The organism is Streptomyces sp. NBC_01471 (genome assembly GCF_041438865.1).
Taxonomy (GTDB): Bacteria; Actinomycetota; Actinomycetes; order Streptomycetales; family Streptomycetaceae; genus Streptomyces.
Map to the genome: position 1 here is coordinate 3,502,081 of NZ_CP109450.1, position 14,472 is coordinate 3,516,552.

General features: G+C 69.6%; 9 protein-coding genes and 1 pseudogene. 6 read left to right on the forward strand and 4 right to left on the reverse strand.

All coding sequences use genetic code 11. From position 1 onward, the window contains the following. Nucleotide 1 precedes the first annotated feature (1 nt). Nucleotides 2-1,438 carry a molybdopterin-dependent oxidoreductase gene (locus tag OG285_RS15335; RefSeq protein ID WP_371793543.1) on the reverse strand — a complete coding sequence of 479 codons (1,437 nt, stop codon included), beginning with the start codon at nucleotides 1,436-1,438 and terminating at the stop codon, nucleotides 2-4. A 366-nt stretch (nucleotides 1,439-1,804) separates the two neighbouring features. On the opposite strand from OG285_RS15335, the gene OG285_RS15340 reads away from it, so the two are divergent. Continuing rightward, nucleotides 1,805-2,467 (forward strand): HAD family hydrolase, encoded by a 663-nt coding sequence (locus OG285_RS15340; protein ID WP_371791257.1) that lies wholly within the window; start codon nucleotides 1,805-1,807, stop codon nucleotides 2,465-2,467. Nucleotides 2,468-2,515: 48 nt separating this feature from the next. Here the strand turns inward: OG285_RS15340 and OG285_RS15345 are convergent, their stop codons facing one another. After that, nucleotides 2,516-3,748, reverse strand: a complete 1,233-nt coding sequence (locus OG285_RS15345; RefSeq protein ID WP_371791258.1) for an MFS transporter — start codon at nucleotides 3,746-3,748, stop codon at nucleotides 2,516-2,518. Between the two features lie 116 nt (nucleotides 3,749-3,864). Between OG285_RS15345 and OG285_RS15350 the strand changes: the two genes are divergently transcribed. Both OG285_RS15350 and OG285_RS15355 read left to right on the forward strand, forming a co-directional pair. Next, nucleotides 3,865-4,311 (forward strand): winged helix-turn-helix transcriptional regulator, encoded by a 447-nt coding sequence (locus tag OG285_RS15350; protein ID WP_371791259.1) that lies wholly within the window; start codon nucleotides 3,865-3,867, stop codon nucleotides 4,309-4,311. A gap of 325 nt (nucleotides 4,312-4,636) precedes the next feature. After that, complete coding sequence (locus tag OG285_RS15355) at nucleotides 4,637-5,383, forward strand: dienelactone hydrolase family protein (protein ID WP_356826252.1); 747 nt, start codon at nucleotides 4,637-4,639, stop codon at nucleotides 5,381-5,383. A gap of 66 nt (nucleotides 5,384-5,449) precedes the next feature. Here OG285_RS15355 and OG285_RS15360 read toward each other — a convergent pair. Further along, nucleotides 5,450-6,120: pseudogene (locus OG285_RS15360) on the reverse strand (class I tRNA ligase family protein); the annotation flags it as partial. A gap of 1,095 nt (nucleotides 6,121-7,215) precedes the next feature. Here OG285_RS15360 and OG285_RS15365 point away from each other — a divergent pair. The 3 genes from OG285_RS15365 (at nucleotide 7,216) to OG285_RS15375 (ending at nucleotide 13,308) form a co-directional block, all read left to right on the forward strand. Continuing rightward, nucleotides 7,216-11,277 (forward strand): AAA family ATPase, encoded by a 4,062-nt coding sequence (locus OG285_RS15365; protein ID WP_371791260.1) that lies wholly within the window; start codon nucleotides 7,216-7,218, stop codon nucleotides 11,275-11,277. Nucleotides 11,278-11,752: 475 nt separating this feature from the next. Continuing rightward, nucleotides 11,753-12,541, forward strand: coding sequence for a GntR family transcriptional regulator (locus OG285_RS15370; RefSeq protein WP_356826256.1), 789 nt, complete (start codon nucleotides 11,753-11,755; stop codon nucleotides 12,539-12,541). A 5-nt stretch (nucleotides 12,542-12,546) separates the two neighbouring features. Then, nucleotides 12,547-13,308 (forward strand): glycosyltransferase family 2 protein, encoded by a 762-nt coding sequence (locus tag OG285_RS15375; protein WP_371791261.1) that lies wholly within the window; start codon nucleotides 12,547-12,549, stop codon nucleotides 13,306-13,308. A gap of 170 nt (nucleotides 13,309-13,478) precedes the next feature. Here OG285_RS15375 and OG285_RS15380 read toward each other — a convergent pair whose 3' ends face one another. Next, nucleotides 13,479-14,399 carry an FkbM family methyltransferase gene (locus tag OG285_RS15380; RefSeq protein WP_371791262.1) on the reverse strand — a complete coding sequence of 307 codons (921 nt, stop codon included), beginning with the start codon at nucleotides 14,397-14,399 and terminating at the stop codon, nucleotides 13,479-13,481. Between the last annotated feature and the right edge of the window lie 73 nt (nucleotides 14,400-14,472).

Below are 14,472 nucleotides of genomic sequence, written 5' to 3' on the forward strand. Positions count from 1 at the left end.
GTCACGTCCGGAAGGTGAGGCGGCGGACCCATTTGGTGTTGTTCACGCCGGGGTTGGCGGGAACGATGACGCGGGCGGGGTGGCCGTGGTCGGGGGAGAGCGGTGCTCCGTTGACGTGCAGGGCGAGCAGGGAGAGCGGGTTGCTGATCTGGTTGCCCGCCAGGAGCACGCGGCGGAAGGCGCCTGTGCGTTGCACGGACTCGACCAGGACGCTGGTGGCGTGCGGCATCCCGGCGAGTGCGGCGAGGTCGGCCAGGCGCAGCCCCGACCAGTGCTGGTCGTCGGTGGACCAGCCCTCCACGCAGGCGATCGGCAGCCGGGCCGTGTGCTGGTCCATGGTGAGCAACTGGGCGTGGGTGTAGGTGAGTTTCCGTACTCCGTGGATCTCCAGGCGCCAGCCGGGGCCGATGTCGGAGGCCCTGATGCCGACGGCTGCCGCGCTCTTGTTGATCTGGAAGCCGTTCGGGCCCGGCCGGGGGTCGCGGTCGTGCGGGGCGAGCAGGGCGGTGCGGCGCAGGGAGCCGCCGATGCTCTGCCCGGCGGTCACGACGAGCAGGGCCAGCGATCCGGCGCCGACCAGTCCGAGCGCGCCGCGCCTGCTCATGGTCGGGCTGGCCGGTGCGGGGGCGACGAGCCCGTACGGGTCGGGCGGCTCCGGTGCGGTGTGCGCCGCGTCGGTGGCCAGGACCGAACGCAGGGTGCGGGAGCGCACCGCCCGCCACATCCGGCCCAGGCGCAGCACCGCGTGGGCGGCGAAGGCGGCCATGAACACCCACGCACCGTAGAAGTGCAGGGTGTAGAAGGAGCCGGGGAAGACGTAGTCGAGCTGGATGTTGAGCACGCCGGTGGCGAGTTCGAACAGGACACCGCCGACCAGCAGGATCAGCGAGAGGCGCTCCAGGGCGTGGGCGGGGCTGAGGGCGGGCGGCCAGGTGAAGAGCTTCGGGACGACCGACCACAGTTTGGCGAGCACCACCGGGATGAGGACGATCCCGAGGGTGACGTGGACGCCCTGGGTGAGGCGGTAGAGCCAGTACGGGTGGGTGGGCCAGGTGAACAGGTAGAAGCCCAGCAGCCCCTTGCCCGGGGTCTTGTCGTTGAGCACGCCGAGGCCCGGGTTGTAGGCGGCGTACGACAGCAGACCGGTGACGAACACGACCGTGATGCCGAACAGCAGGACCAGGCCGAGGACCGCCGTCAGCCACGGGCCGCGGATCGGACTGCGCCAGAACGCGGGACGGAACGGGCCGGGCGGAGCCGTACCGGCCAGGACCCGGGCCCGGCCGAGCAGCCGGCCGGCCCGCCGAGGGTCAGGCTCCGGCTCCGGCCGCCAAGGGGTGGCACCCGTCGCGGGCGGAACTGACCGGGGGGCACGCTCACCGTCGGTCCCGCCGTCACCGCGAGCGGGCCCGCCGTCACCGCTCCCGGTCACGGCCATCATCCGCCCGCGCCTCTGTCACAAGTTGCCCGATCATTCATCGATCTTCATGCCCAGCTGCCGGTCGCTCGGGCCTGCGTGGTCGACCGCGGGGAGACGTCAGCCGCACGGCCCAACGGCAGGGGCCATCTGCCGAAGTCAGAAGCCGCCCGTCAGCCACCCTCACGGAGAACAACCAGCGTGGTCGGCCCTGACTTCGCATCACAGTCCCGTCGTCGGTTCCCTCGGTCACGCAAAGGGGCGATACGGCAGCAACCCAGCCCCACGGGACGGACATCACCAGCTTCGAAGACTGCTGGGGTGTGCCGGAAGTACGCGGGGCGCCCCCCGATCTGGCGTCTCGCGTGGCGGTGAGACCCTTGGCCGGTGTTCTCATCCGATCAGGTGGGCGCCGTGTTCTTCGATGTCGATGGCACCCTCGTCCCGGGCACGAGTTCGTCGGTCTTTCTGGCTGGCTTCCTTGGCCATCGCGACGAGCTGTCCAAGGCCGAGGACGCCTACGCCGCCGGCGATCTGGACAATCGGCAAGTATCCGAGCTGGATGCCAGGGGCTGGGCGGGCGTGCTGGAAGAACAAGTCTCTGGCTGGCTCGATGGGCTTCCCCTGGTCGCGGGCATCACGGAGACCGTGGGCTGGTGCCGGAGGAACGGCTTGGTTCCCGTGCTGACAACTCTCGCCTGGTCGCCGGTCGGCAGCTACCTGACTGAGCGCTTCGGCTTCCACGCGTTCGGCGGACCTCGGCTGGAGACCACCGACAGCCGGTTCACGGGGCGCGTCGCCTGCCATTTCGACGAGTACGACAAACGAGATTTCGCCCTCGCGCAGGCCCGGGAACTGGGGTTGGCCCCCGGATCGTGCGGGGCCGTCGGAGACAGCCGCTCCGACCTGCCCCTGTTCGCTTCAGTCGGGCTGAGCGTGGCGTTCAATGCCTCGGCAGGAGCGCGGGCGGCGGCGACCGTCACGGTGGACGGCGGCGACCTACGAGGCGTGCTCCCCGCCTTGAGCCACCTGGTCACAGCCGGTCGGTGATGAGGGGACCCGCGACGTCATACCCCCCAGATCCGGGACAGGAACTGTTCAGTCGGCGACTGTGAGGGACGCGGCCGGGGCACCGCGTCGCGTGACTGCCCACAGGAGGAGCGCGAGAAGGCTGATCCCAGCGCCCAGAGCACACACGGCTGTCCAGCCTGCCACCGCGTAGAGAGTGGTCGCGGCGACGGCGCCGGAGGCGCTGCCGACCGAATAGAAGACCATGTAACCGCCGATCAGCCGGCTCCCCGCCTCCGGGTGCAGTGCGTAGATCAGGGTCTGGTTGGTGACGTGGACCGCCTGCACGGCGAGATCGAGGACGATCACGCCGACGGCCAGCGCCCAGAGCGAATGCCGGGTGAAGGCCAGGGGCAGCCAGGAGACAGTCAGCAGGGCCAGACCGACGCCAGTGGTCCATTGCGAGAAGCCGCGGTCGTTCAGTCGGCCGGCCGCGGTGGCGGCGAGGGCGCCTACGGCTCCGGCCAGTCCGAACGCTCCGATTTCGGTGTGGGACAAGGAGAGCGGGGGTGCGCTGAGCGGCAGCGCGACACTGCTCCACAGAGTGCTGAAAGCGGCGAAGATCAGAAGTGCGAGCAGGGCCCGCACCCGAAGGAGGCGCTCGCGCGCGAACAGCGTGAGAGTGGAGCGCAGAAGTTGCCCGTACCCCGTCGCCGCGGCCTTGGCACTGCTGCGGGGCGGCAGCAGGCGGGAGAGCGCCAGAGCGAGTACGCAGGCGAGGGCCGCGGAAGAGAGGTAGACGGAGCGCCAGCCGGCGAGGTCGGCCAAAAGGCCGGATACGGTGCGGGCGAGCAGGATGCCGGTGACCACACCGCTGGTCACCAGGCCGACGACTTGTCCGCGCTCCTCGGGCAGGGCGAGGGATGCGGCGAAGGCCACCAGCGTCTGGGTGACCACCGCGAGCAGCCCGACGATCGTGAGCCCCACAAGCAGGAGGGCTGCGCTGACTGCGGTGCCGACTGCCGTCAACGCCATGGCCAGGAGGAGGAGTTGGGCCACGACCAGCCGTCTGCGGTCGAGCAGGTCGCCCAGTGGTACGAGAAAGAAGAGCCCCAGCCCGTAACCGACCTGAGTGAGGGTCACGACGGCGCCCACCGTCGCTGTGCCGATCGAGAAGTCGCGGCCCAGTGTTACCAGCAGTGGCTGCGCGAAGTAGACGTTGGCCACGGCTGTTCCACAGGCTGTGGCGAAGAGCAGCGTGACTCCTCCGGACAGTTTGTACCTGGACGTCCCCGCGCTCAGCCCGGTGGCCCCTGCTGTCATAACCCCGCGATCTCTCCTCACACGAAGCCCCTTCACCATCGGTTTCATCTTGCTACCAGATGGAACGTAGCCCTACCTGGTAGCATCTTGCAACCAATATGGTGAGGGAGGGCGACATGGTGGAGCGGACACGCTTCCATGACAGCGACTGTCCCGTCGCGCGTTCAGTCGACACGATTGGCGACTGGTGGTCTCTGCTGATCGTGCGGGACGCCTTTGACGGCAGCCGCCGCTTCGGGGAGTTCCAACGCAGTCTCGGCGTGGCGAAGAACATCCTTGCTGCGCGCCTGCGTTCCCTGGTCGCCGCCGGAGTCCTCGACGCTGTTCCCGCCTCGGACGGCAGCGCTTACCACGAGTACGTACTGACACCGAAAGGCCAGGGCCTCTTCCCTGTCATCGTCGCGCTGCGACAGTGGGGCGAACAGAACCTCTTCGCCCCCGAGGAGTCGCACTCGGAGATGATTGACCGCCGACAGGGGCGTCCTTTGCGTGCACTGGAGGTCTACTCCGCGGACGGGCAACGACTCGATGCCGACGACACCACCGTCAACAAGGTCAGCTGACCGGTACGCCCGAAGGTCCGCGAAGAGCATCCGGCTCGGCTGACTGTTTCGCCGGCGCCGCCGAGGCGGTGGGCGGCGGCTGCCGTGGCTGGACCGGACAGGACCCAGGTTGCTCGCGGCGACTCCGCCCAGTGGGCTAAGGTCTGCGGCTATGAATACCGGGACGGCCTCGCGCCACACACGGATTGGCTACCCGGCACTCCTCTGAGTGCTGTACGGGCCGGTGCGGTCCCCCTGTTGGACAGAGAGGCTTGCGCTGCTGCGCGGGCTCCACCTTCTGTCGTGTTGATCTCAGCTCGATACATCAACCACGACAGGAGACTTCATGCCCATCAAGACGCTGCAGATTCCCACCCCGGACGGTCAGGCCGACGCTTTCGCCGCGTTTCCCGATGGTGGCGGGCGGTGCCCAGGGGTGCTGATGTACGCGGATGGCTTCGGCATCCGGCCCGTGCTGCGGGAGATGGCCCGCGAGCTGGCCGACCACGGGTACTACGTGCTCGTCCCCAACTTCTTCTACCGGCACGGCCCGGCGCCGGTGATCACACTTCCCGACTACATCGGAGAAGACAGCCGGTCCGAAGTCTTCGCCCGGCTGATGCCGCTGATCGAGGCCCACACCGCCGACCGCGCCCTGCGTGACGCCGATGCCTACCTCAGGTTTCTCACCACCCAGCCCGAGGTCGCCGCCGGGCCGGTCGCGGTGACCGGCTACTGCATAGGCGGCCTCCTGGCCATGCGCACCGCAGCGGCCCACCCCGGCCAGGTCGCCGCCATCGCCGCATTCCACGCTCCCGTGGGCGCGGACGGACCCGACACCCTCAGCGAGATCACCGCCCAGGTCCACTTCGGCCACGCCGAAAGCGATCTGACTCCCGAGGCCCTCGGCGAGCTCAACCGCGCCCTGGACGCCGCGAAGGTCGACTACACCTCCGAGATCTACCCCGGCACCGTCCACGGATTCACCATGGCCGACACCGACACCTTCGACCCCGCCGGACTGCAGCATCACTGGGACCGCCTGCTCCCCCTCCTCGACCGCGCACTCGGGCCTGTCCCACGGATCTTGTGACCATCCCGGTCCCGGTCCCGGTCTCCATCTCGGTCTCGATCTCGGTTCGTGGCATGGCCATGGGGCGGGAGCGTTGGCGATCAGGAAGTAGCGCCAGCAGTCCGCGGGCAGCGTCTCCAGCGCTGCGTCGGTGAAGATGCCCCGCTTCTGGGAGGTGGAGAACTTACCGCCGTAGTACGTCAGCCAGTTGAAGCCCTTGACGACGTCGACCTTCTTCCACGGTTCGCGGACGCCGAGCTCGGTGGCGGGGAACATCACCGTGTGGAAGGGGACGTTGTCCTTGGCCATGAACTGCGTGTAGCGCACGGTGTCGTCGGCCTCGTACCACCACGACTTCCAGTCGCGCGCCTCGCCCGGGGCAGCGTCCGACCACTCCTTCGTCGCGCCGATGTACTCGATCGGGGCGTCGAACCAGACGTAGAAGACCTTGCCCTCGGCCGCGAGCTCCGGCCAGGTGTCGGACGGAACCGGGACGCCCCAGTCCAGATCACGGGTGATCGCCCGGTCGAGCAGGAACAGGTGCGCAGGAACAGGTGCTTGGTCTCGCGGACCTCCAGCTCGGTGGAGCCGCTGATCGCCGAGCGCGGGGCGATCAGGTCGGTCGGGTCCAGGACGCGGGTGCGGTTCTCGCACTGGTCACCGCGGGCCTTGTCGTAGCCGCAGTGCGGGCAGGTGCCCTCGACGTACCGGTCCGGCAGGAAGCGGCCGTCGACCGGCGAGTACACCTGGCCAGCCGCTCAGCCGGTTCGCACGGGGCGACGACCGGTACCTGCAGACCGCCGCAACTGTAGGGCACCCGGACGCCGTCGCCGCGAGCCGTTTACCCCTCGGACACCCGGGACGAAGGCTCACAAACGCACTCGGCCGTCCGGGACAGGCGGCCAAGCTAGTCCCGTACGGCCGAGGCGGTCCTCATGTTAGGGCCCGCGCCGTGACGGGCCCGCCCGTAGGAGATCAGTCGGAGGGCCCCCGATCGTGGATGAGCTGTTGGATCGCGGCCAGGATTCCCGCCGTCGCGCCGGGCTCGGCTGCAAGTGCTGCCAGGGATACGGACGGCCACCCCGTAAAGCCTTCCTCCCGCTGCTCGGGGATTTCCTTTCGCGGGCCGCCGACTGCCGGGAGGCGGTTCGCGAACGCCGCAGCCGCCTCCACACCCAGATGGTTGGTGATCGATCCGAGGCTGAAGGCGAACTCCTCCTTTGCCGGCGCGCCACCAGCGTCGGAACAGCGGGCGCGAGGCCTGCGCGCTACGACAGCCTGCCGGGCGCGCTGTTCCTGGACGCCGAGCGGCTCTGTCTCCAGGCACCCACCGGTAGAAGTCGATCAATGGGATTTCGCGGATTTCGGCAGGTGTCCCTGCCGGTCACCGTGATGACGCCCGTCCGTCCAGGTCTGACCCGTACGCACGCCGCACCGTCCGGTACCGGTCCCTCCCCTCGTGGGGACCGGTACCGGACGTCGGCGGCTCGGTCTGCGCCGGATCGGTGCAAGGCGGCGCAGATCGAGGAAGGGCGGACCCGTGGTCGGTGCGGCAGCGGTCCGGATGGGGCCCGCTCCACGGATCTCGCAAGCTCAGCCGGCGAGACAGCAGGTGCCTGTTCGTAGCTACGGTGAAATTTGACCGAGAACATGCGGCGTCATGACGGGTCTCTCCGAGCGCTGAGCAGGTGGACGATCCGGGCGTAGCCCGGGTGGTGCGCTACTACGTCGTGATCCTGCCAGTTGAGGCCCCCGACGGGGGCGATCCGGCGTCCGGGCCGACGACTCTCCGCAGGTCAGCCAGATAGGCTGAGTTTTCCGGTCCGGACGTCCAGGTGCGGGGGAAGTAAGGGGTGGACACCTTGAGTTCCGACTCAGGGGCACGCACAGCCTTGGCGGAGCGTCTCGCGCTGCTGTACAAGGAGGCCGGCAACCCTCCCCTCAAGAGCGTGTCCGAGGCGGTCGTCCGGCTTCAGCGGGTCGACGAACGCGGTCGGCACGTGCGGGTGTCCGCCCAGCGGATCAGCGACTGGCGGCGCGCCAGGAACGTGCCTGCCCAGTTCGTCGCCCTCGCAGCGGTACTGCACGTACTGATCCCCCAGGCCCGTCGTTCGCAGCCCGCGCCCGTTTCCGCGGGCCTGTACGACCTGGCCCAGTGGCAGCGTCTGTGGGAGCGGGCGCTGGCCGATCCGGTCGGCGACCACCCCGCGGCATCTCCGGAGGAGAGGCAACGCCCTCCGGGTGAAGCCCCGGACGTACCCGGTGGCGTATGTCCCTACCGGGGGCTGGCTCCGTACCGGGAGCAGGACTCCCGGTGGTTCTTCGGCCGGGAGCGGAGCAAGGACGCCCTCGCCGCTCAGCTCCGGGCGGCGGAGAGGACCGGCGGCCTGGTCATGCTCGTCGGCGCTTCGGGGTCGGGGAAGTCCTCCCTGCTGAACGCCGGCTTGGTGCCCGCCTTGCAGAGCGGCGCCCCGGGCAGCGGTGGCAGCACGGCGGGGAAGGTGCTCCAGCTGGTGCCGGGAGGCGATCCTCTCTCGGAGCTGATCCGCCGGATCCCTGAGCTCGCGGACGCCGTCCCGGCCTCGGCGGAAGCAGCGGAGGCGGAACCCGAACCCGGTACGGGCCGGTTCGCGCAGGCGGCGCGGGAAGCCATCACGGCGTGGGCGCGCCGTGAGACGCCCTCCCCCGCTGAGACGCCCTCCCCCACCGGGACGCCCTCGTCGTCCCCCGCTCGGCCGGTCATCATCGTGGACCAGTTCGAGGAGGCGTTCACCCTCTGCTCCGACGAGCAGAACAGGCTCGCCTTCATCCAGCTCCTCCATGCCGTGTGCACGCCCGCCGGGCCGGACGACCCCGCTCCCGTGCTCGTAGTGCTCGGCATACGCGCCGACTTCTACGAGCAGTGCCTCGGGTATCCCGAACTGGCCGACGCGCTGCAGCACCGGCACATGGTGCTCGGGCCGCTCACCACCGCGGAGTTGCGCGAAGCGGTGACGTGCCCGGCCAAGGCCGTGGGCCTGGAACTCGAACCGGGGCTGGCGGAGCTGATCGTCCGGGACGTGAGCGCTGACGGCCCCCGCGGGACGCACGCGGGGGTACTGCCACTCCTCTCCCACGCCTTGCTCGCCACCTGGCAGCGGCGGACGGCCGGCCGGCTGACGCTGGCCGGCTACAGCGCGGCGGGCGGAATCCAGGGGGCGGTGGCGGCGACCGCGGAGCGCGCCTGGTCCAGCCTCGGCCCGGCGGCGCGCACCGCCGCGCGGCTCCTCCTCCTCAGGCTGGTCCGGCTCGGTGAGGACACCCAGGCGACCCGGCGGCGGGAGACCCGGCGCCAACTGGCGGACGAGTCGACGGACCCCGACCGGACGGAGGAATCGCTCGAAGCGCTGGTCCACGCCCGGTTGGTGACGCTCGACGCGGAGACCGTGGAGATCACCCACGAAGCGCTGCTGCACGCCTGGCCGCGCCTGCGGGACTGGATCGACGAGGACCGGAACGACAACCTGCTCCGCCAGCAGCTGGAGGAGGACAGCAGGGCCTGGGAGGCCACCCATCGCGACACGTCGCTGCTCTACCGGGGGTCCCGTCTGGAGCAGACCCGCAGCTGGGCCACATCGGCCGGTGACACCTTCCTGACCCGGAGCGCGGTGGATTTCCTGGCTGCTTCGGCCAGACTGCGCAAGCGCACGGTCTGGATCAGCCGTAGCGCGGTGTCGGCCCTCGTCGTCCTGGCGATGCTGGCTGTCGGTTCGGCGGTGCTCGCGTGGCAGCAGCGGGACGATGCCGTGTTCGAGCAGGTGGTCGCCGAGGCCGATCGCGCCCAGTACACGGACCCGTCGCTGGCCGCTCAACTCGATCTCGTGGCTCACCGTTTGCGGCCGGACGACGAGGCCACCAACAACCGGCTGATCTCGATCGTCAACGCGCCGCTGGCCACGCCGCTCCTCGGCCACACCGGCGCCGTCTACCTCACCTCGTACAGTCCGAACGGGCGGGTACTGGCCACTGCCAGCTACGACCGGACGATCCGGCTGTGGGACGTGAGCGACCCGACCCACCCCGAACAGCTCGGCAGGCCGCTCACCGGCCACACGAGCTGGGTGAGCAGCGCCGTCTTCAGTCCGGACGGCCGCACACTCGCCAGCACTTCGGACGACGGCACGATCCGCCTGTGGAACGTACGGGATCCCCGCCACCCGAAGCCGCTCGGCCCACCGCTGACCGGCCATGGCGGCACGGCGTACCTCCTCGCCTTCAGCCCCGACGGGCACACCCTGGCCTCGGCCAACGAAGATCACACCGTGCGGCTCTGGGACGTGGACGACCCGGGCCGGCCGAAGGCGATCGGTCCCCTGACCGGCCACACCGCCGCCGTGCGTTCAGTGGCGTTCAGTCCCGACGGACGGACCCTGGCAGCCGGCGGCGACGACGGCACGATCCGGCTGTGGAACATGGCTGACCCCCATCGTCCGGACCCGATACGCCGGGTCCTGACCGGCCACACGGGCACGGTGCACTCCGTGGCTTTCAGCCCTGACGGCCGCACGCTCGCCAGCGGCGGCACCGACGAGACCATCCGGCTCTGGAACGTGACCGACCCCCGTCGTGCCACCGAACTCGGCACGCCTCTGACCGGCCACACCGGCCCCGTGTGGTCGGTGGCCTTCAGCCCCGACGGAACCAGGCTCGCCGCGGGCAGCGCCGACAGCACGGCGAGCCTGTGGAACGTCAGCAACCCCGCCTACCCGTCACAGGTCGGCGAGCCCCTCGCCGGCAGCAGCGGCGAGATGTACGCCGTCGGCTTCAGTCCCGACGGACGGACTCTCGCCACCGGGAGCGGCGACAACAAGGCCCGGCTCTGGTCGATCCCGACGTCGGACATGACGGGGAGAATCGGATCGTTCCGCCCGGACGGCAAGGTGCTCGCCACGGCCGCGCGCGACGAGAAGGTACGGCTGTGGGACGTGAGGTCGCCCAACCGGCCGGCGTTGCTGGGCAAACCGTTCATGCCAGGGAAGGGGGACCCGCGTTCGCTCCTCTTCTCCCCCGACGGCCACACGCTCGCGGTGCTGACCGGAAGCCGCGCGGTGCAGTTGTGGAACGTGAGCGACCCGGCCCGGCCTGTCCCCTACGGTCCGCCCGTCGCGCTGCGGACCCGCTTCGCGGGCCCCGACGCCCTGACGTTCAGCCCGGACGGGGCCACGCTGGCAACCGCCCTCGACGACCGCACCATACGGTTGTGGGACGTCAGCGATCCCTCGCGCCTTCGTCCGCTCGGTGCGCCGCTCACCGGTCAGAAGGGCTACGTCAACACCTTCATCTTCAGTCCGGACGGGCGGACTCTCGCCGGCGGCAGTGCCGACGGCACCATCCGGCTCTGGAACGTGACCGACCCACGTCATGCCGCCCGGATCGGCACGCCTCTCAAGGGCCACCTGGGCCCCGTCAACGCGCTCGCCTACAGCCCGGACGGTCGCACTCTGGCCAGCGGCAGCGACGACGGCACGGTCAGACTCTGGAACGTCACGGCCCCTCGCAGGGCGACCCAGCTGGGCTCCACTCTCACGGGCCACACCGAAGCGGTCGTGTCGCTGACGTTCAGCCGCAGCGGGCGCACCCTGGCGAGCGGCGGAAACGACGACACGGTCAGGCTCTGGAACGTCACCCACCCGGCGGAGGCCACTCCTATCGGCCAATCGCTGAGCCCGAATGCCAAGACCGGCAATTTCCTGTCGTTCAGCCCCAACAGCCACATGCTGGGGGTGTCGAGCGGCGCCGATACCGTCCGGTTGTGGAACCTGGATGCCGACAAGGCGATCAGTCGCATTTGCTCGGCCACGCGGGGTGTCCTGACGCCGGAAAAATGGCACGAGTATCTGCCTCGCCTGTCGTACGACCCTCCGTGCGGTCAGTAACGGCTTCGAGGCCCGGCCCGGCCCGGAGCGTGCCGGGTGCACCTCACGGCGCCTCGCGTGATATCGATCACAACTCCCCACTGTGGCCAAGCAGTTATCCCGCCGCACCATCACCCGGGTTAGTGTTGGGAACAGCCCGGTCGCTGGTGCATCCCCCGTCGCCAGCGGCCGGGCTCTTCCATGGCGTGCGGATGCCGGGCATCCCGTCCCTCCAGGCTCTTCGATATACAGCGGAGCAGCCGGCAGTCGGTCCGCATTCAGGCCAGAATTCGGGCCGGGGAATACCAAAGGGGCCACCCCCCGTACGGATTCCCCTTTCTCACGCTTTCCCCCGGCCCGGTATCGACGACCACCGCACGTCGCCGGGGCCTCGATTCGTACGCATTCCTCAGACTCTCCGCGCCTGTCCCACTCGTCAAGACCTCTTGAGGAGTCATAGGGTGAGGTCATCGTGTCAAGGAGGCGGTGACCACCAGTGGCGAAGGCGTACGAGCGCATCGCGGATGAGCTCAGGCAGTCCATCCGCGCAGGCCGGCTGAGGCCCGGCGACCGATTGCCCGCGGAGACGAAGCTCGCGGAACAGACCGGACGGAGCGTGCCGACGGTACGGGATGCCCTGCGCCTCCTTCAGGCTGAAGGGCTGGTCGAGAAGGTGCACGGCCGCGGCAACTTCGTCCGTCGCGCTCGCACGCGGGTGCAGCGCGCCAACTCCCGTCACCAGTGGGAGAAGGACCGGGCACGCCAGCCCGCGGAGAAGCGGGCGCGGACCGGGGTGGCCGAGCACGACACGGGACTGACGGTCGACGACCTCGTCTTCCATGCCGCGTACCGCGAGATCACGGCGAACGCGGACATCGCGGAGGCGTTCGGGGTCGCGGAGGGGACCGAGCTCATCGAGCGGTCCTACCGGACGCGGTACAGCGCGGAGCGTGCGCCGTTCAACCTGGTGACCTCTCATCTCGTCCGCGACATGGTCGCGGCCAACCCGGATCTGCTGGATGAGACGAAGGAGCCCTGGCCGGGGGGTACCTGGAACCAGCTTTCCACCGTGGGCATCGAGATCGACCGTATCGAGGAACGGGTCACCGCCCGGCCTCCCACCGCGGAAGAGACGGAAGAACTGGACCTCCCGCCCGGCACGGCCGTCGTCGTCCTCCGCAAGACGTCGTTCGACACCGACGGCCGTGCCGTGGAGGTGTCGTACAGCACGCTGCCCGGCGACCGCACGGAAATGCTCTTCACCACTCACTTGGAAAGGTGGTGAGTGCCGTGCGCCGGCGCATCATCATCGTCACCGCCGTCCACGCCCCGTCGGCCCCGTTCCTGGCAGAGGCCTACACGTCACTGTGCGCGCAGGAGCTGCCCGGGGGATGGGACTGGCACTGGGTGATCCAGGAAGACGGCATGAGCTCCGATGTCGCCCCGCAGGTGCCCGCCGACGAGCGGGTGACGTTCCGGCAGGGCCGGGCCGGGGGGCCTGGCGTGGCCAGGACCATGGCCCTCGCCCACGCGGACGGCGCGTACGTCAAGGTCCTCGATGCCGACGACCAGTTGCCGCCGGGTGCACTGGCCCGCGACCTTGCCGCGCTCGAAGAGAACCCGGACATCGGCTGGGCGACATCACGTGCGCTCGACCTGCTCCCCGACGGTTCCACTGTCGGCTTCGAAGGGGATCCCGCCAACGGACCGATCGAGCGCGGAGCCGTACTCGCCCACTGGAAGGCGAACAGCTACCGCGCGCAGGTCCACCCGGCGACGCTCTTCGTCCGACGCGACCTGCTGCTCGCACTCGGCGGCTGGATGGCACTGCCGGCCTCGGAGGACACGGGACTGCTGCTCGCGATGAACGCGGTCAGCCGAGGCTGGTTCTCGTCCGAGGTCGGCCTCCGGTACCGCAAGTGGCCAGGTCAGGCAACGAGCCAGACCGCGCACACCGATACGGCCGAGCGCGATACGCGGATGGCGGTGGTGGAAGCCAGAGCGCGTGCGCTGGGGCACTTCCCGTGGCGCTACCCGGCCGGCTCCGACTGACAGGGCTTCACAGGAGGTCCGGCCGGGGCCTCGGGGCTTCGCAGGCGGTCTCGCGAGGGGCAGTGGGCACCACGATCGTGCCCGCCGTGATGTCGCGCGGATCCAGACGTGTCGACAGCTGAGCCGGGCTGCAACCCTGACGCAGAGGCAGGGTCAGCCCCGCATCCGTGTCACCTCAGTGCCTCGGCATCGACCCGGGAGAAGATCAGATCGCTCTCGGCCGTGACCGGCCCGCGCCATCGCACGGGAGGCTTGGGCCGGCGCAGGGCACCCGGATAGCTCTCCGGCGCGTAGTCGTTGGCCAAGTGGTAGGTGTGAAAGCCGTGTTCGCGCATGACGTCCAGCAACTCATCCACTGATTCGCCCAGTTGCTCCATACGCTCCGGAGTCACCTCCACAGCGATCTCCGCATCGGGGCGGAGGTCGTCAAGCATCGGGGCGAGCCCGCGGACGACACCCCCTTCCGCGCCCTCCACATCGATCTTGATCACCCGTGCTCGGCGGATCTCGTCCGGCTGGAGGAGCTCGGGCAGCGGACGCGCTTCCATCTCGAAGGTGGACTCCGCCGGTCCGTCCCACGGCACGATGCTGTTCGCGCCCATGTTCCGTGAGCTCGCGAGGACGAAGGTGAGCGTCCTGAGGCTGTCCGAGACGGCGGCGTTGACCGCACGGATGTTGTCGCACCCGTTGAGCTCGGCGTGCTGGAGCACCCGCCGGTGGAAGACGGGGGACGCTTCGATCGACACCACCCGCCCCGTCTCCCCGACCAGCCGGGAACCGTAGACGCTCAGAAAGCCGAGGTTCGCACCGACGTCGACGAGGACGTCCCCGGCCCGGAGCCGACTGGCGAGCCATCGCATCATGTGCGGCTCCCAGGCGCCGTACATGTAGATGTACCGCTGGATCAGGTCCCGGGTGTCGACGGCGAACCTGGCCTCGAACCTGGCGTCGACCACCCGCTGACGAGGGCGGTCGCGCAGGCGCGGATTCAGGTACTGCCCCGCCAGCCACTCCTTGCCGAGCGAACCGGGGGCATCGCGCAGATACCAACGGGCGAGGGTGACCAGTGCCTCTGACGTCGCGTCCCTCATCCGATCGCCTCTCCGCAGGGGTTGCCATCCGAACCGTAGCGTTGAGGGACCGTACGCCCTCAACGCTCCGCAG